The organism is Streptomyces sp. NPDC047042, from assembly GCF_040644035.1.
Classification (GTDB): Bacteria; Actinomycetota; Actinomycetes; order Streptomycetales; family Streptomycetaceae; genus Streptomyces.
The window spans coordinates 1-20,250 of record NZ_JBEYVP010000030.1 but is presented as its reverse complement, the minus strand read 5'-3'; the positions used below and the strand labels follow the sequence as shown (position 1 = coordinate 20,250).

At 70.6% G+C, this 20,250-nt stretch carries 19 protein-coding genes; 11 read left to right on the top strand and 8 right to left on the bottom strand.

All coding sequences use genetic code 11. From position 1 onward, the window contains the following. Positions 1 to 92: 92 nt before the first annotated feature. Positions 93 to 1,202, bottom strand: coding sequence for a substrate-binding domain-containing protein (locus ABZ855_RS31435; RefSeq protein ID WP_360812624.1), 1,110 nt, complete (start codon positions 1,200 to 1,202; stop codon positions 93 to 95). A gap of 270 nt (positions 1,203 to 1,472) precedes the next feature. On the opposite strand from ABZ855_RS31435, the gene ABZ855_RS31430 reads away from it, so the two are divergent. From ABZ855_RS31430 to ABZ855_RS31420, 3 genes are read left to right on the top strand one after another with little or no spacing between them, the layout of a single operon-like run. Then, positions 1,473 to 2,357, top strand: coding sequence for an MHYT domain-containing protein (locus ABZ855_RS31430; RefSeq protein WP_360812622.1), 885 nt, complete (start codon positions 1,473 to 1,475; stop codon positions 2,355 to 2,357). 20 nt (positions 2,358 to 2,377) lie between these two features. Beyond that, positions 2,378 to 3,919: a metallophosphoesterase gene (locus tag ABZ855_RS31425; protein WP_360812620.1), complete on the top strand. Its 1,542-nt coding sequence runs from the start codon at positions 2,378 to 2,380 to the stop codon at positions 3,917 to 3,919. 30 nt (positions 3,920 to 3,949) lie between these two features. After that, positions 3,950 to 4,981, top strand: coding sequence for an LLM class flavin-dependent oxidoreductase (locus ABZ855_RS31420; RefSeq protein ID WP_360812618.1), 1,032 nt, complete (start codon positions 3,950 to 3,952; stop codon positions 4,979 to 4,981). A gap of 14 nt (positions 4,982 to 4,995) precedes the next feature. On the opposite strand, the gene ABZ855_RS31415 is transcribed toward ABZ855_RS31420, so the two are convergent. Together ABZ855_RS31415 and ABZ855_RS31410 are read right to left on the bottom strand one after the other, a co-directional pair. Beyond that, a complete protein-coding gene (locus tag ABZ855_RS31415) occupies positions 4,996 to 5,994 on the bottom strand; it encodes a TauD/TfdA family dioxygenase (RefSeq protein WP_360812616.1) in 999 nt (332 codons plus the stop codon). A 105-nt stretch (positions 5,995 to 6,099) separates the two neighbouring features. Further along, positions 6,100 to 6,888 (bottom strand): IclR family transcriptional regulator, encoded by a 789-nt coding sequence (locus ABZ855_RS31410; RefSeq protein ID WP_360812614.1) that lies wholly within the window; start codon positions 6,886 to 6,888, stop codon positions 6,100 to 6,102. 135 nt (positions 6,889 to 7,023) lie between these two features. Here ABZ855_RS31410 and ABZ855_RS31405 point away from each other — a divergent pair, with 135 nt between their 5' ends. The 3 genes from ABZ855_RS31405 to ABZ855_RS31395 all read left to right on the top strand — a co-directional run bounded on the left by ABZ855_RS31405 (position 7,024) and on the right by ABZ855_RS31395 (position 10,582). Beyond that, on the top strand, positions 7,024 to 7,917 hold the full coding sequence (locus ABZ855_RS31405) for a helix-turn-helix transcriptional regulator (protein ID WP_360812612.1): 894 nt from the start codon (positions 7,024 to 7,026) through the stop codon (positions 7,915 to 7,917). Positions 7,918 to 8,176: 259 nt separating this feature from the next. Beyond that, entirely contained in the window at positions 8,177 to 9,967 is a 1,791-nt protein-coding gene (locus ABZ855_RS31400) for an acyl-CoA dehydrogenase family protein (RefSeq protein WP_360812610.1), read from the top strand. A gap of 180 nt (positions 9,968 to 10,147) precedes the next feature. Then, positions 10,148 to 10,582, top strand: coding sequence for a cupin domain-containing protein (locus ABZ855_RS31395; RefSeq protein ID WP_360812608.1), 435 nt, complete (start codon positions 10,148 to 10,150; stop codon positions 10,580 to 10,582). Positions 10,583 to 10,612: 30 nt separating this feature from the next. On the opposite strand, the gene ABZ855_RS31390 is transcribed toward ABZ855_RS31395, so the two are convergent. The 3 genes from ABZ855_RS31390 to ABZ855_RS31380 all read right to left on the bottom strand — a co-directional run bounded on the left by ABZ855_RS31390 (position 10,613) and on the right by ABZ855_RS31380 (position 13,941). Continuing rightward, positions 10,613 to 12,982, bottom strand: a complete 2,370-nt coding sequence (locus ABZ855_RS31390) for a SpoIIE family protein phosphatase (RefSeq protein ID WP_360812606.1) — start codon at positions 12,980 to 12,982, stop codon at positions 10,613 to 10,615. A 114-nt stretch (positions 12,983 to 13,096) separates the two neighbouring features. Next, positions 13,097 to 13,564 (bottom strand): peroxiredoxin, encoded by a 468-nt coding sequence (locus tag ABZ855_RS31385; RefSeq protein ID WP_360812604.1) that lies wholly within the window; start codon positions 13,562 to 13,564, stop codon positions 13,097 to 13,099. Continuing rightward, complete coding sequence (locus tag ABZ855_RS31380) at positions 13,561 to 13,941, bottom strand: hypothetical protein (RefSeq protein ID WP_360812602.1); 381 nt, start codon at positions 13,939 to 13,941, stop codon at positions 13,561 to 13,563. The genes ABZ855_RS31385 and ABZ855_RS31380 overlap by 4 nt, the downstream gene beginning before the upstream one ends. 149 nt (positions 13,942 to 14,090) lie before the next feature. Between ABZ855_RS31380 and hemC the strand changes: the two genes are divergently transcribed. After that, on the top strand, positions 14,091 to 15,026 hold the full coding sequence (hemC, locus tag ABZ855_RS31375; protein WP_360812600.1) for a hydroxymethylbilane synthase: 936 nt from the start codon (positions 14,091 to 14,093) through the stop codon (positions 15,024 to 15,026). Between the two features lie 30 nt (positions 15,027 to 15,056). Here the strand turns inward: hemC and ABZ855_RS31370 are convergent, their stop codons facing one another. Then, positions 15,057 to 15,650, bottom strand: a complete 594-nt coding sequence (locus ABZ855_RS31370) for a hypothetical protein (RefSeq protein ID WP_360812598.1) — start codon at positions 15,648 to 15,650, stop codon at positions 15,057 to 15,059. A gap of 423 nt (positions 15,651 to 16,073) precedes the next feature. On the opposite strand from ABZ855_RS31370, the gene ABZ855_RS31365 reads away from it, so the two are divergent. Both ABZ855_RS31365 and ABZ855_RS31360 read left to right on the top strand, forming a co-directional pair. Beyond that, positions 16,074 to 16,901, top strand: coding sequence for a SigB/SigF/SigG family RNA polymerase sigma factor (locus ABZ855_RS31365; RefSeq protein WP_360812596.1), 828 nt, complete (start codon positions 16,074 to 16,076; stop codon positions 16,899 to 16,901). A 291-nt stretch (positions 16,902 to 17,192) separates the two neighbouring features. Beyond that, positions 17,193 to 18,008, top strand: coding sequence for a VOC family protein (locus ABZ855_RS31360; protein ID WP_360812594.1), 816 nt, complete (start codon positions 17,193 to 17,195; stop codon positions 18,006 to 18,008). A gap of 48 nt (positions 18,009 to 18,056) precedes the next feature. Here ABZ855_RS31360 and ABZ855_RS31355 read toward each other — a convergent pair whose 3' ends face one another. Continuing rightward, positions 18,057 to 18,560, bottom strand: a complete 504-nt coding sequence (locus tag ABZ855_RS31355; protein ID WP_360812592.1) for a pep a2 — start codon at positions 18,558 to 18,560, stop codon at positions 18,057 to 18,059. Positions 18,561 to 18,820: 260 nt separating this feature from the next. Here ABZ855_RS31355 and ABZ855_RS31350 point away from each other — a divergent pair, with 260 nt between their 5' ends. After that, positions 18,821 to 19,117 carry a DUF5133 domain-containing protein gene (locus ABZ855_RS31350; RefSeq protein WP_360812590.1) on the top strand — a complete coding sequence of 99 codons (297 nt, stop codon included), beginning with the start codon at positions 18,821 to 18,823 and terminating at the stop codon, positions 19,115 to 19,117. Between the two features lie 96 nt (positions 19,118 to 19,213). Next, positions 19,214 to 20,250 (top strand): maltotransferase domain-containing protein (locus tag ABZ855_RS31345; RefSeq protein ID WP_360812588.1); only part of this gene is annotated, 1,037 nt, incomplete at its 3' end.

The following is a 20,250-nucleotide window of genomic DNA, read 5'->3' as shown; positions in this document are numbered from 1 at the left end:
CAGGGAAATCCTGATCGGCACAGAGCAAACGGTCAATAGAACGATCAGAAGAAAATAAAGCGGTCAAACGATCGTTGCGAGTCGGAGGCCGATTACTGGGAGGTCAGCGCCCTGGTCGAGCCGCGCACCTTCAGTTCCGGCAGCAGTTCGATCCGTCGGGCCGGCCGCCCCCCGCCGCCACGCGGATCCCGCAGGCGCTCCAGCAACAGCTCGGCGGCGGCTCGGCCGACCTCGCCCTTGGGTGGCGCCACTGCGGTGAGGGGAGTGCTGCCGAGGGCGGCCACGACATCGTCGTACGCGACGACCGAGCAGTCCTCCGGCACCCGGATTCCGTGCGCGGCCAGGTCCTGGACCAGCATCAGCGCGTCCGCGTCACCGTGCAACACGCAGGCCGTGGCCTCCAGTTCACGCAGGACACCGGGCAAGGCGACGGGCGGCCGGTCCGCGCCGTCGGTGCGGTCGGGGCCCGCCTCGGGGGAACTGAGGGTGAGAGTCCAGGCGTCGAGTTCCGGATGGGCGCCGGCGATCTCGGCGAGGGCGGCACGCAGGGCCCGGGCGGTGGGGCTGTCGTCCCGCGCGGCGAAGACGACCCTGCGGTGACCGAGGGCGACCAGGTGTTCGACGGCGAGATGGGCGCCGTACCAGTGGTCGGAGCACACGGAGTCCAGGGCGTGCAGGGCGCTGCCGGGGCGTGGTCTGCGTTCCATCAGGACCGTCGGTACGCCGAGGGCGCACAGCCACTTCGCGTCGGCCTCCTCGGCGGCGAGGGTGTGCCAGGTCGGGGCGATCAGCACACCCCGGGCTCCGTCCGCCAACGCCCGTTCCACCAGGGGCTGTTCGGCGCCGGCGACCTGCGGGGCGATGTGCAGGGCGATGCGCGCGCCCGCCTCCTCCAGGACAGAGCGGGCGCCGTGCAGGGTCTCATAGAGATAGGAGTGGCGGGCGGGTACGACCAGGACGACCGTGTCGCCGTCGCCGGACGCGGCGGCCCGCCCGGGCGGGGGTGCCGGGACGGGGAGGGTGGAGCGGGCGATGCCGTGGCCGCGCCGGAGTCTTCCCTCGCGGGCGAGTTCCTCCACGTCCCGGCGGACGGTGACCACCGAAACCTCCAGCTCGGCCGCCAGATCGGTCACCCGGGCCGCACCGCGCGCCTGCACGGCGGCCAGGATCCGCTGCCGCCTCAGTTCGACGGGCTCGCGCATGCCGTTCGCTCCCTCAAGTCGGCGCATCGGGCGGGCCGGTGCAGCGGATGTTCGTTTGAACGCTTTGTCGCGCAGCATAGCGATCAGCGAACCGAACAGCGGCATCACAACCGGAACAAGGGACTCCGACCGAGTCCCATCCTTTTTCGACCGATACTGACCTTCGTTCAAGCAAATTTCACCGAATACTCGCGGTAACTGCTTGATTTACTCGCATCCGAGGCGAGAATTTCATCCCTCAACATCTTGCGCCTCAGGGGGAATTGGCATATGCAGGGAACAATTGACGGATTCAGCTACGGGTTCGTCACCCCGGTGGCCGCCTACGTCATGGCCTGCCTGGGAAGCGCCCTGGGCCTGCGCTGCGTGGTCAGGACCCTGCTCAACCAGGACTCGTGGAAGCCGGGTTGGCTGGCGCTGGGCGCCGCGGCCATCGGGTGCGGAATCTGGACCATGCACTTCATCGCGATGATCGGGTTCCAGGTCGAGGAGACCGCGGTCCGTTACGACACCGGGCTGACGGTCATCAGCCTCGCCGTGGCGATCGTCGTCGTCGGTGTCGGTGTGTTCGTCGTCGGATACCGGGGCGCCACGCCCGCCGCGCTGTCCATCGCGGGCATCGTGACAGGCCTCGGCGTCGCCGCGATGCACTACCTCGGTATGGCGGCACTCCATCTGAACGGCACGATCCACTACAACGGGTTGACCGTCGCGCTCTCCGTGGTGATCGCCATCGTCGCCGCCACCGCCGCCCTGTGGGCGGTCGTCTCCATCCGGGGCTTCCTGACGAGCCTCGGGGCCAGCCTGGTGATGGGTGTGGCCGTCACCGGCATGCACTACACGGGCATGGCCGCCGTCAGCGTCCATGTGCACGAATCGGGTGGCACCATCTGGTCCGGGGACTCGCCGACCTCGCTCCTGCTGCCGATGCTGATCGGCCCGGTCATCTTCCTGCTGCTGGCCGGGGTCGTGGTGATGTTCGACCCGCTGCTCGTGCTGGGCGACGGCGAGTGGGGCGGGCGGACCTCGCGGCAACAGCCCACAGCTCAGGAGACGCCGCTCATCGGTAAGCAGCCGTCTCGGCGGGAAGCCGAACAGCCCTTCCCCGGCCGGCCGCGGACCACGTCGCCGACCCGGACGGATCTTCGGCTGTAGAACATTGCTACGGTGCGCCGATGGTCGACTCAACACAGTCCCACTCCTCCCGCGACACCCCGGAGGGCGCCGGCTGGAACCTCGAAGAACCGGGCTCCTACCGGGAGTTGATGCCACGTCGGGTCGAGAAGCTCTCCTGGGTCGACCCCCGGACCCTGTGGCCCGCCCGCAACGGTGTACTGGCCTCCTGGTTCGGGGACCCGACGGGCCGCACCCGGAGCCGTCTGGCGGCGGAGCGAACGGCAGCGGGCGCGCCCCCGGACAAGGTGATCAGGCGGAGCGATCCGGACCACTTCTCCTTCATGGTCATCGGCGACACGGGCGAGGGCGACGCACCCCAGTACTCCGTCGTACCCGGCTTTCTGAAGGTCGGTCAGGACACGGCGTTCACCGTGCTCGCCAGTGACGTGATCTACCCGGTCGGGGCGACCGACGACTACGGCACCAAGTTCTTCCGCCCCTACCAGGACTACCAGGCGCCGATCTACGCGATCCCGGGCAACCACGACTGGTACGAGGACCTGAACGGGTTCATGCGCGTGTTCTGCGGCGCTCCGCCCCTTCCGGCCGACCCCGCGCCCCGCCCCCTCACCCGGGCCTGGCTGCGTTCCCTCCTGTGGCACAGGCCGAGCGCGGTCGACGAGCAACGCCTGGCCGAGGCGGGCAAGTTGCGCTCGGCGCCCGCCCAACAGGGCCTCCAGCCCGGCCCGTACTGGGCGATCGACGCCGGACCCGTGCGCCTCATCGGCATCGACACCGGTCTGCTGGGCACGCTCGACGCCGAACAGGGCCGCTGGCTGCGGGAGGTGTCCGAGGGGCCGGTCCCGAAGATCCTCGTCACCGGCTCGCCCCTGTACGTCGACGGCGAGCACCATCCGTGCCCCATCGAGGGCGGAGGCACGGTCGACGACCTCGTCCGCGATCCGCAGCGCAACTTCGTGGCCGCGATCGGTGGCGACATCCACAACTACCAGCGCTATCCGGTGACCGTGCAGGGCCGCACCATCCAGTACGTGGTGTCGGGCGGGGGCGGTGCGTTCATGCACGCCACCCACACCATCAAGCGCGTCGCGGTCGCCGATGTCACCGAGGACGACTTCCGCTGCTATCCGCTGCGCGGCGACTCGCTGGCCTTCTACAGCGGGGTATACGGCAGACGACTGCGGCTGCGGCGCTTCTTCACCCTCTCCGAGGCCGAGGCGACGGCCGTGATCGCCGAGCGTCTCGGGATCCGTCCGGCGCGCGCACCGGGTGAGCCGGTCCGGCTGACCTGGCGCATCCGGCTGGTCGCGGGGCTGCTGGGCACGGCACGCCGGCCCGGCCGCACACGGCGCCTGCGGCTCCCTGTCCGCAAGGCGTACACACAGCTGTTCTCGCCCGGCTCGGCGACGTACAGTCCGCCCTTCTTCAAGAGCTTCCTGCGTCTCGACGTGTCCCCGGAGGCGGTCCGGCTGCGCTGTTTCTCCGCGACGGGCATGCTCAGGCAGGAGCTGGACCCGCCGGTCGAGGACGAAGTGGTGATCGCTTTGACCCCGCCGCCTGGCACAATCGACACAGCGTGAACATCCGTACGACGTTCGTTGGAGGAGCTCGTGCCCACCCCCTCACAGCCACTGCGCAAACTGGGCTTTCTCACCATCGGGCTGTTCGACGGGGACGATCCACGGGCAGGGCACGAGTCGACGCTGGAGATCATCGAGCTGGGTGAGCGACTGGGCTTCGACAGCGCGTGGCTGCGCCACCGTCATCTCCAGTACGGGATCTCCTCCCCCGTGGCCGTCCTCGCGGCGGCCTCGCAGCGCACCAGCCGGATCGAACTGGGCACCGCGGTCACCCCGTTGGGCTGGGAGAACCCGCTGCGCCTGGCGGAGGACTGGGCGACCGTCGACATCCTGTCCGGGGGCCGGCTCAACCCGGGTCTGAGTGTCGGCCCGCCGATGAACTACGACCACGTCAAGGACGCCCTGTACCCCGACACGGCGGACGCCGAGGACTTCAGCTACCGGCGGGTCGAACGGCTGCTGGACCATGTGCGCGGGAAGGCGGCCAGCGACTTCAGCGGGGTGCAGGGGTTCGAGGTGTTCTCGGACCGGGTGCAGCCCCATTCCCCGGGGCTGGGCAGCCGGCTGTGGTACGGCGGCGGGAGTCTGCGCTCGGCACGGTGGGCCGGTGAGCACGGGATGAACTTCCTGACCAGCAGCGTCGTCAAGGCCGAGGGCGACGAGGAGTCGCCGGACTTCGCCGAGATCCAGCTCGCGAGCGTCCGTGCCTTCCGGGCCCACCACCCCGACGGCGACCGGGCCCGGGTCTCCCAGGGCCTCGTCGTCATCCCCACCGACAGCGCCTCCCCCGAGCAGCGCGCGAAGTACGAGGAGTACGCGGCGAAGCGGCTGCCGCGCACCGCGTCCCCGCAGGGTCCGGCGCGCCTGATGTTCGCGCCGGACCTCGTCGGTACATCAGCCGAGATCGCCGAACGCCTGTACGCGCACGTCGCGTTCCAGGAGATCGACGAGGTGGCCTTCGCACTGCCCTTCACCTTCGAGCACGAGGACTACGTCCAGATCCTCACGGACATGGCGACCCGGCTCGGCCCCGCCCTCGGCTGGCAGCCGGCCACCGGCTGAGAGTCGTCGGGTTCTCACCACCGCCCGGGTTCGGTGCCGGTGACCGGCGCCGACGGCCTGCCGTCCACGCCCACCGGGATGTCGCCGGTCAGCATCACTCGGTGCATGACCCGTGGGTGGCCGAGGTGGGCGTTGTCGCTGGGGGCGAGATGGATGGTGGCCCGGTTGTCCCAGAAGGCGACGCTTCCGGGCTCCCAGCGGAACCGGACCGTGTACTCGGGCCTGGTCGCCTGTTCGAGAAGCATCTCCAGGAGCAGCCGGCTCTCCGCGCGGGAGACGTCCACGATCTGCTCGAGGTAGTAGCCGTTGACGAACAGCACCCGCTCCCCCGTCTCCGGGTGCACCCGTACCAGCGGGTGCACCGAGGCGACCTGGTGGTCCAGCAGATGGCGGAGGTACGCGTCGTCGCCGGGCCGTGCCTGGTAGCCGACGCCGAGCCGGTGCTCCGCCCGAAGCCCGTCCGCGAACTCCCGTACGGGCGCGGAGAGTCCGGCGTACGCGGCGGCCAGATTGGACCAGGTGGTGTCGCCGCCGTACGGCGGTACGGTCTCGGCGCGCAGGATGGTCGCGGCGGGCGGGTCGATACGGGCGCCGTGGTCGCAGTGCCAGCCGCGCAGCAGTGAGTGGCGGCGCCGCTCCAGCCACTCGGCGTGCTCCATGCCGTACCGTCCGCCCAGCTCCAGCCGGTCGGCGGTCGTCTCGACCTCCGGGAAGCCGGCCGGGGACGCGCCGCCGCGCCGTCCGAGAACGACGGGCTCGCCGAACCGGCGGGCGAAGGCGATGTGCCCGGCGTGGTCGAGGCGTTGGCCGCGGAAGAACACCACCTTCCAGCGCAGCACCGCCGCCCTGATCGCGGCCACCACGGTGTCGTCGAGGGGTTCGGTCAGGTCGACTCCCGAGATCTCGGCGCCGATGTGCCCGGCCACCGGCCTCACCTCGAGTCCGGCGGCCCCCGCCGCCGATGCCGGGGCGGGCGGCGGTACTTCGCCGTTCGTGGCCTGGTCCGTCCTCATGCACGCTCCGATCGTGATTCCGTGACGCCTGTCGGCCTCCCTCGTGAGTGTGCCGGTTGGACGCGGCGCTGGAAACGGCGGTCCACCCGACGGCTGGGCTGCCGCCTACGCGCCCGCCTCCACCATCCGCAACCCTTCTGTCCGGTCGCGCTGGGAGACCGCCTCCGCCGCGGCGAGGACCAACGGGGCCAGCCGGGACGATTGCAGCAGGTCCAGCGATCCCACGACGCCCACCGCCGCCACCACCGTGCCGCGCGCGTTGCGCACCGGGGCCGCGATCCCCCCATGGCCCTCGCTGAGGGCGCCGCAGAACATCGCGTATCCCTCCCGTCTGATCTTGTTCAGCAGGTTCCGCAGTGCGGTGCCGTCGGTGACGGTGGCACTGGTGTACGCGCGCAGCGGACCGGCGCAGACCTCGTTCTGCAGCTCGACATCGGCGTTCGCCAACAGGACGAGGCCCACCGCGGTGACATGCAACGGCAGCCGGCAGCCGGGGTCGCCCCAAACCGACGTGAGACAGGGATCGTTGGAGATGAACGAGAGACAGACGCTCTCCGTCCCGTCCCGGAGGGCGAGGACCGCCGCGCCGCCGGCCTGGTTCTGGAGTTCCACGAGACAGGGCCGCGCGGCCTCGGCCACGCTCGAGTAGCGGGGGGCGAGGGTCGCCGTCTCCCACAGTCTCAGGCCGATGCTGTATCCGCCTCGCTCTCTCCGTTCCAGCGCGCCCCAGCCATGGAGCTTGTTGACGATGCGATGGACCGTGGTGATCGGAAGCCCGGAGCGTCGGCTGATGTCGCTCAGCGTCAGGGTGCGATTGTCGCGGTCGAAGACGCCGAGAATGCTGAGCGTGCGGTCGACAACCGAGCGCTCGGGGGCGCCGGGGTGGGTGGTCATCCCGTTACTTCCCTTCACCTGCACATCATGCGGGGAACGTTACTCATGCATGGGCCGGACATGATCCGGCGACGGGCGGCCACGCCTATCATTGAGATTTGAAGGAGCATGAGAAAGGTCGATTCCGGAACGTTCATGGTCGATTTCGCTACGTTACCGATCCCTGTGGTCCCGTACACCCCCGCCTGCAGGCCCGGCATCGGCCTGGCGATGACCTCGCTCAGCGAGCTACGCCGGAGGCACTGCTCGGACGTGCCCACGACTCCGCACCGGCTGGCCTTCCACCAGGTCACCCTGGTCGGGGCGGGCACCGGGGAGATCACGATCGACTCCACCCGCTACCCCTGCCGAGCGGGTTCGCTGCTGTGGATCCGGCCGAACCAGGTGATCCAGTTCGCCCCCGGGCCGGACATGGACGCGCGCATGGTCATGTTCACCGAAACGTTTCCCCTGCGCCTGCGCGCCCACATGGGGATGCTCGACGACGTCCTGCGCCCTTCCCACTGGCAGCTCCACGACGACCAACTGGCCACCTTCGAACGCGTACTGGACATGTTGCAGGAGGAGTTCGAGCGGCCCGACCAGGGGCTCGGCGAGGACATCCTCAAGCATCTGCTCGCTGTCACCCTGCTGCACATCGACCAGATCTGCCGCAGCCAGGGCCGGGGGCTCGCGCGGCAGGAGAGCCCCTCCCACGAGAACGGCGAGCTCTTCCTCCGTTTCCGGCGAGAGCTGGAGCACAGCTACCGCACCACCCGCCTCGTCGAGGACTACGCCGCCGCCCTCAACTGCACGCCCCGCACCCTGTCCAGGGCCTGCCACTCCGTCGTAGGCACCTCCGCCAAGGATGTGATCGACGCCCGCGTCGCCCTGGAGGCGAAGCGTCTGCTGGTCCACACGGATCTGCCCGTGGGAACCATCGCCCGCCAACTCGGGTTCACCGAGGTCACGAACTTCGGCAAGTTCTTCGCGCGACGCGTGAACATGACTCCTGGCGCGTTCAGACGCGGCGCCGACGCCGGCGATTAGCGTGACCACGGAAGCAAACCAAAGTTTGTTTTCCACTCCGTGGAAGATCGGTTGTCCAAAATTCAGCAGGCTGGCAAGACTGTGACCTGCGTGCTTCGGGCGGCCACTCCCGAACTCCGCCTCTTTACACGTGGAACCGCATGTCTGGACCAGGTGATCGGACGCGTGCCCGCGCGGCAGCAATCGTGAGCCAGGAACGACGAGTTGTGCCGCTCCGTGTCCGAACAGGCCGCCGATCACAGACCGTTGGGAGACCCCCATGCCGAAATCGGACCTCACGGAGCTGGCCGGACGGCTGGAACGCGACCTGGGCGATCCGCACGACCCCAGCAGCCGTATGCCGTACACCCGTGTCCTCGAACACGACGAACAGGACGACCACCCCACCGAGTTCGTGCACCTTCTCCAGCGCTGGGGCGCCCTGGACTACTCGCTCCCCCGCGCGCAGGGCGGCAAGGCGGGCGATGTGGAGACCGGCTTCAACCTGATGCGGCTGATCGCCCGCCGGGACCCGACCACCGCGACCGCGTTCGTCATCACTAGCCTCAGTTTCATGCCGGCGTGGGTGGCGGGCACCGAGGCCCAGAAGCGGGCGCTGGTGGACTCCATCCGGCGTGGCAACCGCTTCGCCTGGGGCCTGTCGGAAATCCGGCACAGCGGTGATCTGCCGGCCGACGAGATGACCGCCGAGAAGACGGACGGCGGCTATCTCCTCACCGGGGAGAAGTGGCTGGTCGGCAACAGCAGTGTCACCGGCGGGCTCAGCATCTACGCCCGCACCGACCCCCGGGGCGGACCGGGCGGCTACTCCGTCTTCGTCCTCGACCGGCGGCAGACCCCCGCCGGGGCCGTGAACGAACTGCCGCGCGAGCGCATGCACGGACTGCGCGGGCTCGACATGAGCGGCTTCCGGCTCGACCGGGTCTTCGTGCCGGACTCCGCCCGCCTCGGCCGCGAGGGACAGGGCCTGGAGATCGCGCTCAAGACCGCGCAGACGGCCCACACCCTCGTCAGCGGCATCGCGCTCTCGGCCGTGGACACCGGATTGCGGGGCATCCTCGACTTCACCGACGGACGAACCGCCCTCGGCCGCAAGGTCCGCGAAACCCCTTACTCCCGACGGCAGTTGACCGAGTGCTTCGCGGACCTGATGGTCGCCGACGCGGTCAGTCTGGGCGCGGTGCGCGCCCTGCAGGTCGTGCCGGAGCACACCGGCGTGTGGTCGTCCGTCGTCAAGTACTTCGTGCCGACGCTCCTGGAACGCACCTACGCACAGCTCAACGTCGTGCTCGGAGCGAGCTTCTACCTCCGCGGCCATCCGCAGTACGCGATCCACCAGAAGATGCTGCGTGATCTGTCGGTCGCCACCTTCGCCGACGGCAACACCGCCGAGAACCTCAGGAACATCGCACTCCAGCTCGACGGTCTGCTCGCCACGGCCACGACAGCCGGCCAGGACCTGCTCGACGAGGCGGACACCCGGGCGGCCGTGCTCTTCGGCATCGACCGTCAGCTGCCGCTGTACCGGCCCTGGGACCAGGAGTTGAACAGCCGCGGCCGTGATGACGCCCTCCTCGCCGCTCCCGCCGCCCTCGTACGGTTGCGCCGGCTGGCCGCGGAAGCGAGGCCCGACGAGCGGGACCGGCTGACCCGGGCGGCGGACACCGCCGCGCAACTCCTCGCCGGGGCGGCCTCGTTGCGCGAACGCGTCACCTCGCTCAAGGCCTCGCTGGGCCGGGACTACGGTCAGTCCGCCGAGTTCTTCGACCTGGCCAAGGAGTACTGCCTCCTGCACGCCGCCGCGGCCTGCGTGCACACCTACGTCCACTCCGCGGCCGCGCTGGAGGAGCCACTGCCCAGCGGCGCACTGCTCCTGCTTCAAATGGAGCGTCTACGACGGCACTTGCGGCCCCACGAGGCCGTCACCGACGCCGGGGTGGTCAACGACGTGATGCGGGTACTGCGGCGGCTGCACCTGGAGAACCGGCTGTTCTCGTACTGGCAGTTCCCGCTCGCCGAGCGAGGCGACCCGCGCGCCGCCGGGCTCTGACCGGCGACGGACAACGCAGAGCGCCGAGTTTTCCGCACTCCGGCCCAACTCCTCCCCCAACGCGTCGAGTTCGGCCACCTCCGGGTCCGGGGCCCCCTTTCCGCCCCCGGCGCACCCCTTTAGGATCACGTCACCTGCTCGTCACGCGCTCACTCGCTCGCCCTCGAGGGGACCCCCACCATGCGCAGTCTGCTTCGCGCCGCCACCGCCGGGGCCGTCACGGTCACCGCCGTACTCGCCTGCGGCACGGCCCACGCCACGCCGCCCGGGCCGGGAGTATCGGGCCGCGTCCTCTTCCGGACCACCGTCGGCGACACCGACTACATCCTGCGGGAGGTCACCATCCCCGCAGGTCAGGCCACCGGCTGGCACTATCACGACGGCCCGCTGCGCGGTTACGTCAAGCAGGGCACCCTCAGCCACTTCGACTCCACCTGCGCGTCGGACGGCGTGTACACGCAGGGCGGCACCATCAGCGAGCCGGCCGGCTCCGACTACGTCCACATCGGCCGGAACCTCGGCAGCACGCCCCTCGTGCTCGACGTCCTGTACGTCCTGCCGCAGGGCTCGCCCTTCTCGGAGGACGCGCCGAACCCCGGATGCGACTTCGAGTGACCGGTCGCCGAACCCGACCGGCCGGCCGGATCACTCGGCCGGCAGCGGCTGCTCCGCCCAGATCGTCTTGCCGGTGCCCGTCTGGCGGCTGCCCCAGCGCTGGGTGAGCTGGGCGACGAGCAGCAGGCCTCGGCCACCCTCGTCGTAGGCGTGCGCCCGCCGCAGATGCGGTGAGGTGGAACTCCCGTCGGAGACCTCGACGATGAGGGCCCGGTCGCGGATCAGCCGGAGCTGGATGGGCGGTTCGCCGTACCGGATGGCGTTGGTGACCAGCTCGCTGACGACCAGTTCGGTGACGAACGTCTCCTCGTCCAGCCCCCAGGCGGCCAGTTGCTCCATGGCCGCCTGACGGGTGACCGCCACGTGCGCGGGGTCCGGCGGGACGTCCCAGGTGGCCACCCGGCCGGCGCCCAGCGCGTGCGTACGGGCGAGCAGCAGGGCCACGTCGTCGCCGGGCTGCTCGGGCAGTACGGTCTTGAGGACCGCGTCGCACACGGCGTCGAGCGAGGCGCCGGGCAGGTTCAGCGCGCGGCACAGCTCGGCGGTGGCGTGGTCGATGTCCCGGTCTCGGTCCTCGATCAGGCCGTCGGTGTAGAGGGCGAGGAGCGAGCCCTCGGGCAGTTGCAGCTCGGTCGCCTCGAAGGGCAGGCCACCGACGCCGAGCGGCGGTCCCGCCGACACCTCGATCAGCTCGGCGACACCGCCGGGTGCCAGGACGGCCGGCGGCGGGTGTCCGGCGGAGGCGAGGGTCAGCCGGCGCGACACCGGGTCGTAGACGGCGTAGAGGCAGGTGGCGCCCACCTCGGCGACGTCTTCGTCGTCCTCCTCGTCGGCCAGATGGGTGACCAGGTCGTCGAGGTGCGTGAGGAGCTCGTCCGGCGGCAGATCGACGTCCGCGAGGGTGCGTACGGCCGTACGGAGCCGTCCCATGGTCGCGGAGGACTGGATTCCGTGGCCCACGACGTCACCGACGCACAGGGCGACCCGGCTGCCGGACAGCGGGATGACGTCGAACCAGTCGCCGCCGATGCCGGCCACCGATCCGCAGGGCAGATAGCGGTGGGCGACCTCGACGGCGGCCTGACCGGGCAGCCCCCGGGGCAGCAGGCTGTGCTGGAGCGCCAGCGCGGTCGAGCGCTCGCGGGCGAACCGGCGGGCGTTGTCGACGCAGACGGCGGCGCGGCTGGCCAGTTCCTCGGCGAGGGCGACATCGTCCTCGGTGTAGGGGTCGGGCCGGGTGATGCGCAGGAAGACCGCGACGCCCAGGATGGTGCCGCGCGCCCTCAGCGGCACGGTGACCATGGAGTGGACGCCCACGCGGTACGGCCGTCCGACGGGCTCGCGGGCGTTGCGCTCCGCCACCCAGTCGTCGAACGCCTGCTCGCCGACGTTCACGAGAACCGCCCGGCCTTCCGCCATCGCCCGCACGGGCGGGGTGGACGGCGGGTAGGTGTCCTTGGCCCCCAGCGGAATCACGGCCTCCGGCGTGCCCTCGTTGCCGGACCCGTGGGCCACCCGGTGCAGTACGACCTCCTCGGCGGGTGCCGCCGGGGGTTCGTCCGCGCCGAGCACCCAGTCGAGCAGGTCCACGCTGACGAAGTCGGCGAACCGGGGAACGACCAGTTCGACGAGTTCCTCCGCGGTGCGCACCACGTCGAGGGTGGTCCCGATGGTGGCCGCCGCCTCGTTGAGCAGGGCCAGTCTGCGTCGCGACCAGTGCTGCTCACTGTTGTCGAACGCGGCGATGCCCACCGAGGTGATGGCGCCCCGGTCGTCGCGCACCGGCCATATCTCGAGGCTCCACGCGTATTCGCGGCCGTCGTTCGCGTCCTTGCCGAAGGTCTCGTAGCGCACTGGTGTTCCCGTGCGCACGACCTGCCGTGCTTTGAGCAGGAATCCCTGGCTGATCCGGTCGTCGGGCACCAGGTTCGTGTCCCCGTAGAACTGCCCGATCAGGTCCTGTTCCGTCGCGCCCATCAGGTCACAGGCGGCTTCGTTCAGCCAGAGGTATCGCTGGTTCGTGTCGAGGGCGGACATCGACACGGAGGCCTGCCGGATGGCCCGTTCCAGTGAGGCGGGCCGCTCCGCGACCGGTTGCGGCCGCGGTGCCGGCGGTTCGGGCAGGGCGGTGACGACGAATCCCCGGGAGGCGCCGTCCTCGCCCAGTACCGGGCACGCGCTGACGGCGATCTCGACGCGATGGCCGTCCCGGTGGCGCAGTGCGACCACTCCGCTCAGCCCGGTCATCGCCGACGGCGGCGGGTTCTCGGCGAGAAGTCCGGCCGCCGGACGTCCGACGACGTCCTCGGCCCTGTGTCCCGTCAACCGCCGGGCGCCCTCACTCCAGCCCGTCACCATGCCTCGGGCATCGATGATCACCGCGGCGGCGACTTGTTTCATACGCCCCAGGATGGTCCCTGGTCCCCGGGGCATCAACCCCGAGGACCCAGGTCGGCTCGGGAATCCCGCGAAGCCGCCCCGCCGCGGGGCGGCCGACCACGGTCCCGGCGGGCGTCAGCCCTTGTGGGCGCGGAGTGCGGCGAGGGCGCGGTCCGCGTGGGTGTTCATCCGCAGCTCGCTCGTCACCACCTCCAGGACCGTCCGGTCCTCGGCTATGACGAAGGTGGCCCGCTTGGTGGGCATCATCGAGAACCCGCGCTTCACCCCGAACAGCTCACGGACCTTACCGTCGGTGTCCGACAGCAGCGGCATGCCGAGGGTGTGGCTCTGCGCGAACTCCTGCTGGCGCTCGACCGAGTCCCCGCTGATCCCGACCGGCCGCGCGCCGACGGCGGCGAACTCGGCGGCCAGGTCCCGGAAGTGGCAGGCCTCGGCGGTGCAGCCGGGCGACAGGGCCGCGGGGTAGAAGAACAGGACGATCGGCCCCTCGGCGAGCAGTTCGGAGAGCTTGCGGGGCGCTCCGCTCTCGTCGGGCAGCTCGAAGTCCTCGATCTTGTCGCCGACGTTCACCTTGTGTGTCATGACCGGCCCTCTCCGTTCTTCGCGACGCTGCGTGCCCACAGGACGAGCGGTACCTGGAGCGGCAGCCGCCCGATGGCACCGGCCCGCAGGGCGGCGGGCTTGTTCCGCCAGTCGACGGCCATCTTCACGTTGGCCGGGAACACCCCGACGAAGAAGCCCGCCGTGGCGAGCGCGGCGGCCCGCCGGGTACGCGGCAGCGCCACCCCGGCCGCCAGCGCGAGTTCGGCGACGCCACTGGCGTACGTCCACGCCCTGGGCGTGCCGGGCAGTACGCGCGGCACGATGGCGTCGTACGTGCGGGGTGCGGCGAAGTGGGTGACGCCGGCGGCGGCCAACAGACCGGCGAGCAGCAGGGGCGAGCGTTGGGACCGGGGCACGCTTCCTCCTCGGATGGTGTGCCGGGCGATCCTACTGGACGGTAAATGCAGGTCGAGGGGCGGGTGTTCGTACCACACGAGGGCCCCTCGCACCGCGGGGCGACCGGTTCTCGAGCGGGAGGGCGGCCGGAAGGGTCTATCGTGTCGGCATGTCCGTCCCTGAACTGATTCGTATCGTCTCCCGCGACTCGCCCATGGCGCTGGCACAGGTGGAACGGGTGCGCGCCGAGCTGGCCGTCGCGCATCCGCATGTGCGCACCGAGGTCGTCCCCGTGAAGACCACCGGCGACAAGTGGATGGGCGATCTGTCCAAGGTCGAGGGCAAGGGTGCGTTCACCAAGGAGGTCGACGCCGCGCTGCTGGCCGGTGAGGCCGATCTCGCGGTGCACTGCGTCAAGGACGTACCGGCCGACCGGCCGCTGCCGGCGGGCACGATGTTCGCCGCGTTCCTCAAGCGGGACGACATCCGCGACGCCCTGATCCACCCGGGTGGCCGCACCCTCGACGAGTTGCCGGACGGCACCCGGATCGGTACGTCCTCGGTACGCCGGATCGCCCAACTGGCCGCCTCCCACCCGCACCTGGAGTGCGTGCCGTTCCGCGGCAACGCCAACCGGCGGCTGGAGAAGCTCGCGGCCGGGGAGGCGGACGCGCTGCTCCTCGCCGTGTCCGGTCTGGAGCGCATCGGCCGGATGGACGTGGTCAGCGAGGTCCTCTCCCCCGAGACGATGATGCCGCCGATCGGCGCGGGCATCCTCGCCCTGCAGTGCCGTGAGGGCGACACCGAACTGATCGACGCGGTCAGCGTCCTCGGTGACCCGGACACGCATCGTGAGGCGACGGCCGAGCGCATGTTCCTGCACGTTCTCCAGGGACACTGCAACAGCCCGATCGCCGGTTACGCGCAGGTGGCCCGCAACGGCGAACTCTCCCTGCGTGCCTGCGTGTTCACCCCGGACGGCAAGGTGCAGCTGAACGCCCACGAGTGGGCGGGGCGCCTCGACCCGGCCACGCTGGGCACGTCCGTGGCGGTGGCGCTGTTGCGACAGGGCGCGCGCGAGCTGATCGACAACATCGCGCACTGAGGTTCAGGAAGGCAGCTTCGGGCCGGCCGCTCAGGTGGGCCCGGTCTGATCCTTCTGGTCCCGCTGCTCGCGGAGGTCCCGCTGCTCCTTGAGGTCCCGCTGTTCCTTGAGGTCCCGCTGTTCCTTGAGGAAGTTGCTCGCCTGGTGGGCCACCCCGTCACGGGCGGGGCCGTGGTGCGCGCCGGTGCCGGTGAAGTCCTCGGGCAGGCCTATCCCGCCCGCCCAGAGACGCCGGGCGGTCCACTCCTCCTCGACCCGCAGCTGGATCTGTACGTCCACCTGCGTCAGGGACGCTTCCGGGCCGGCCGCGTACAGGACGGCGGTGGCACGGCGCAGCGGGTGGACGTCGAAGCCCTCGATGAACTGCGAGTTCCGCCAGTCGATGAAGGCGCCCTCGCCGTCGGGGCCGAGCCGGACGTCGATCTGGCCGTCCTCCAGGTGGACGCCGAAATGCCGGTCGCCGCGGTTCTCGACCGTCACCCGCAGGCTGAAATAGGTCAGCCCCTCGGCGGCGTCGTCGCGCCCGCGCGGCGGTTCCGCCGCCACCAGACGGTGGACGCGGACACGCAGGCCGGCATGCTCTTCGTACTCGTGCCAGTCCCCGACCACGTTCGGCTCGCGCACAGTCCACCTCTCCACCTCGGATGGCTGCTTCCTATCCTTGTGCCCGGCGCACAGTCAAATGAGCGGAATGCGCTGTGGCCAGCGAATTCGCCCCCTTGATCACTGATCAAGCGGTGAGCGGCGGAAATCCACCGAAGGGCCCTCCCACACCAGGTGGACGCGTGCCACACATCACGTTCGGGTGCATGGTCGTGACCGCCGTTCAGCGGGCCGGTCGGCAGCCTCCCGGATGTGCGCACGGTGTCATAGTTCATGCCGATTTGTTTCTTTATCGCCTGAAAGGGGAATCCCTTAGTCAGTGCTTCGGACTGGAGGCACGTCCGTGGGAGCCGGTTCCGCCGGATCTCGGCCGACGTCCGTCCGGTCCGAGCGCACCCTCCCCGGTGTCTGCCCATCCAGCACCAGCTGAGGAAGGTGCGCACCATGCGTGTCGCCACCAGAACGAAGCAGCATCCGCACGATGACGCCCCCGACACCGCCGCCGACTTCGAGCGGCTCGCGCGTCTGCCGGAAGGGCCGGAACACCACGCCCTCCGGGACGATCTCGTACAGGCCTGGCTGCCCATGTCGGAGCGGATCGCCGTCCGCTTCCGGGGGCGCGGCGAGGCCCTGGAGGACCTCTACCAGGTCGCGGCCGTCGGACTCGTGAAGGCCGTCGACCACTACGACCCCGAGCGGGGCGCCGCCTTCGAGGCCTACGCAGTACCGACCGTCACCGGCGAGATCAAGCGCCACTTCCGCGACCATCTGTGGGCGCTGCATGTGCCGCGCCGGGTCCAGGACCTGCGCAACCGGGTGCGCAGCGCCACCAAGGAACTGTCCGCCACCGTCCCCGGGCAGCCGCCGACCGTCGCCGAGATCGCCACGTACGCACAGCTGAGCGAGAGCGAGGTGCGTACCGGCATGGAGGCGCTGGAGTGCTTCTCCGTGCTGTCGCTGGAGGCCGAGCTGCCGCGCACCGACGGGTACGCCCTCGCGGACACCGTCGGCGGGCCCGACCCCGGCTTCGACCTGATCGTCGACCGCACGGCCGTCGGCCCCTGTCTGCGCGCCCTGCCCGAACGTGAGCGGACCATCCTCTACCTGCGGTACTTCCGCGGGATGACGCAGAGCCGGATCGCGTCGCAGCTCGGCATCTCGCAGATGCACGTCTCCCGGCTGCTGAGCACCTGCTGCGCACGCATCCGGGAGCAGCTCGAGGAGGAACCGTCCGCCGAGCCGCGTGACGATGTGCTCGCCGAAGCCTGCTGACGGAGTGGCCGGCCGTCCCGTACAGACCACGGTCGCCCGGGCGAGTCTTTCGCGACCGGGCGACCGGGGGACGGGCTCACTGCCGAACCCTCCCGGGAATGGCTCCTCAGCGCGCCCTCCAACCCCCGGTGTCACCGGAGGAAGGGACTTGAAACCCGCTGTCCGGGCCGGATGGCGGCCATGCGTCCGTGGGCCCGATCGGGGTACTCGACAGGCACTGGGAAGGGGTCCGGCCGGAGACTGGTGTCCGGACCGGTGCCTGCCGGCCGATCGAGTCAGGACGCGAGTGCCATGAACCACGACCCGACACATCCCAGCGGCGCGACGGACGTCGTCTCGACCCACTCCGTGTTCGGCGCCCCCTGCTGGGTGAGTCTCACCAGCCGCGACCTGCGGGCCACCGAGGCCTTCTACAGCGCCGTACTGGGCTGGCGCTGGCGTTCGGCCCGGCTGGGCGACCGGTTCCGGGTCGCGCTGGTGGACGGCACCCCGGTCGCGGGGATCGCCGCGGTGGCCTCCGTCTGGCAGATGGTGGTCGCCTGGATCCCGTACTTCGCCGTACCGAGCGCGGACGACGCGGTGGCCCGGGTCCGCGAGCGCGGGGGTACGGCGGCGGTCGGACCGCTCTCCTTCCCGCCGGGCCGGGCGGCCCTGCTGGCCGACCGGGACGGGGCGATCTTCGGAATCTGGGAGGGGGAGCTGCTCGCCGGCTGGGAGGCCTGGCGACGGGCGGCACCGACGTTCGTCCGGCTGCAGACCCGTGACGCGTTCGACGCGGCCATCTTCTACGGCGAGATCCTGGAGTGGGCGTCCGAGCGCCCCGGCTGCTGCCAGGTCGACTACGAGGGCGACGAGGTCGTGCTGCGCAGTAGGGGCGACGTCGTCGCCCGCATCGTCTCGGGTGCGCTGGAGGCGGCACCGGATCCCACGATCCGGCCCCACTGGCAGGTCCACTTCGCGGTCGAGGACGTGGCGGCCTGTGTCAAGGCCGCCCAGGACAACGGCGGCAGCGTCCTGCGGTACGACGCGGTCACCACGCCCTTCGAGGCGGTCCTGCGCGATCCGGACGGCGCCCAGTTCACGGTGACTTCACGCGTCCCGCGCTGAGGGGTCCCGGCTACCGCCCGGACCGACGACGCGTCGGGCGGAGTGCCCCTACGCGTTCGTGAGAACGTCCGAGCCCCTGCTCCGGGTGTCGGCGAAGGGCGGGAGGGGGCGGGGTGCCCGTCGGCCCTCGCGCAGGGTCGGCGGGGGCGGGGACGGGATCAGGGGGACGCCTTCGCAGGAGCGGGCCCGGCGCGAGAACCAGATGACCTTGGCACCGGTGCCCGTGGCGCAGCAGCCCCAGCCGTCGCTCTCCGCGGCGATCCGCGCCAGGCAGCTGCCGAGTTCCTGGTCGAGATGCGGGCCGGTGTCGTTCTCGCCGATGGCGGTGATGATGTGCTGGCCGTTCCACCACATCTCGACCACGGCGTTCTTGTCGGACGCGTGCTCGTCGATGGCGCGCAGCAGCGCCTCGGCGCCGTGACATACGGGCCCGACGAGGTGCTCCAGGTCCCAGAGCCGGAGGTGGGCGGCCAGGATGCGGCCCACCTGACCGACCCGTTCGGGACAGACCTCCACGTCGAGGTGGTAGTAGCAGGGCTCTGCGGTCTTCATCGTCGTTGGCTCCTCACGGCGGACTCACGTTTCTCCACGCGGCCCGGGACCGGGCCCGAACGCGGAGCGTGAGCACTGTTCGCTTCTGAGTCAGCTCCAGAGTGGGATCACTAGTCCATTCGTGCAACACGAGCAGCCCGCACGGTCGTTGAAGATCCAACAAGACGCTTGGTCGTCGCGCGTGCACCATGAGTGAAGGTCTCGCTGTAGAAGCCGTTCGGCCATCAGGCCGTTCAGTCACCAGGAAGGGGACCAGCGCCATGCTGTTGCCCGCCAAAGCCGAGGTCGCCAAGCAGCTGAACCGGTACCGGGCGTGGGAGCGTGTCACTCTCGCGGCACCCTCCGACCGTTCCGCTCGGGACAGTTTCGAGGACTCGGGCTACACCCTGTGCGTGCTGATGGGGAAGCGCTGCGCACGAGAGGCCGTACACGCAGCCGAGCGCTATCTGCGCACCAGCCTGGTCGCCTACCTGCGGGAACAGGCCGGCTGGGGCCACGCGGACCGATTCACCGGACACGCTCCCCCGGCCGTCCAGCGTTCCGCGGCAGGGGGATAGCCGGCCGGACCGTACCGGCCGCCGCCCCCGTCCCCGACCGCTTTCCCCGATCCCCCGTCCCCGGTTTTGACCCAGACCACGGCAGAGGTGAGACCCATGAGCCCGAGTCCGGCCAGCGGCCGTATCCCGGTGCGGGATGTGCGCCCGGCCGTCGAGAGCGGCAGAAGCCCGGCCAAGGCCGTCGCGGGAGAGACCTTCCAGGTCACCGCGACGGTCTTCCGCGAGGGCCATGACGCGGTCGGCGCGAACGTCGTGCTGTGCGACCCGAAGGGCCGTCCGGGCCCCTGGACACCGATGCGTGAACTCGCCCCCGGCACCGACCGCTGGGGCGCGGACGTCACCCCGGACGCGGTGGGCCACTGGACCTACCGGGTGGAGGCGTGGGGCGACCCGATCAGCACCTGGCGGCACCACGCCGGCATCAAGATCCCGGCCGGGATCGACGTCGGGCTGGTCCTGGAGGAGGGCGCGCTGCTGTACGAGCGTGCCGCCGCCGGCGTACCGAAGCGGGCGGGCCGAGCTGCCGTACTGGCCGCCGCACGAGCCCTGGGCGACGACTCCCTCCCCGTCACGGCTCGGCTCGCGCCGGCCCTGACGTCGGCCGTGGACAAGATGCTGCGCCGGTATCCGCTGCGTGAACTGCTCACGTCGAGTGAGCCGTTGGCGCTGGTGGTGGAGCGGGAGCGGGCGCTGTACGGGGCGTGGTACGAGTTCTTCCCGCGTTCGGAGGGCACGCCCGAGCAGCCGCACGGGACGTTCCGGACAGCCGCGCGGCGGTTGCCGGCGATCGCGGCGATGGGTTTCGACGTGCTGTATCTGCCGCCGATCCATCCCATCGGGCACACCTTCCGCAAGGGCCCCAACAACACGCTGTCCGCGTCCGCGCAGGATGTCGGGGTGCCGTGGGCGATCGGTTCGGAGGCCGGCGGCCATGACGCCGTCCACCCCGACCTCGGGACCTTGGAGGACTTCCAGTTCTTCGTCGCGGAGGCGGCCCGGCACGGGCTGGAGGTGGCGCTGGACTTCGCGTTGCAGTGTTCGCCGGATCATCCGTGGGTGCAGAAGTACCCGCAGTGGTTCCATCACCGCCCGGACGGGACGATCGCGTACGCGGAGAACCCGCCGAAGAAGTA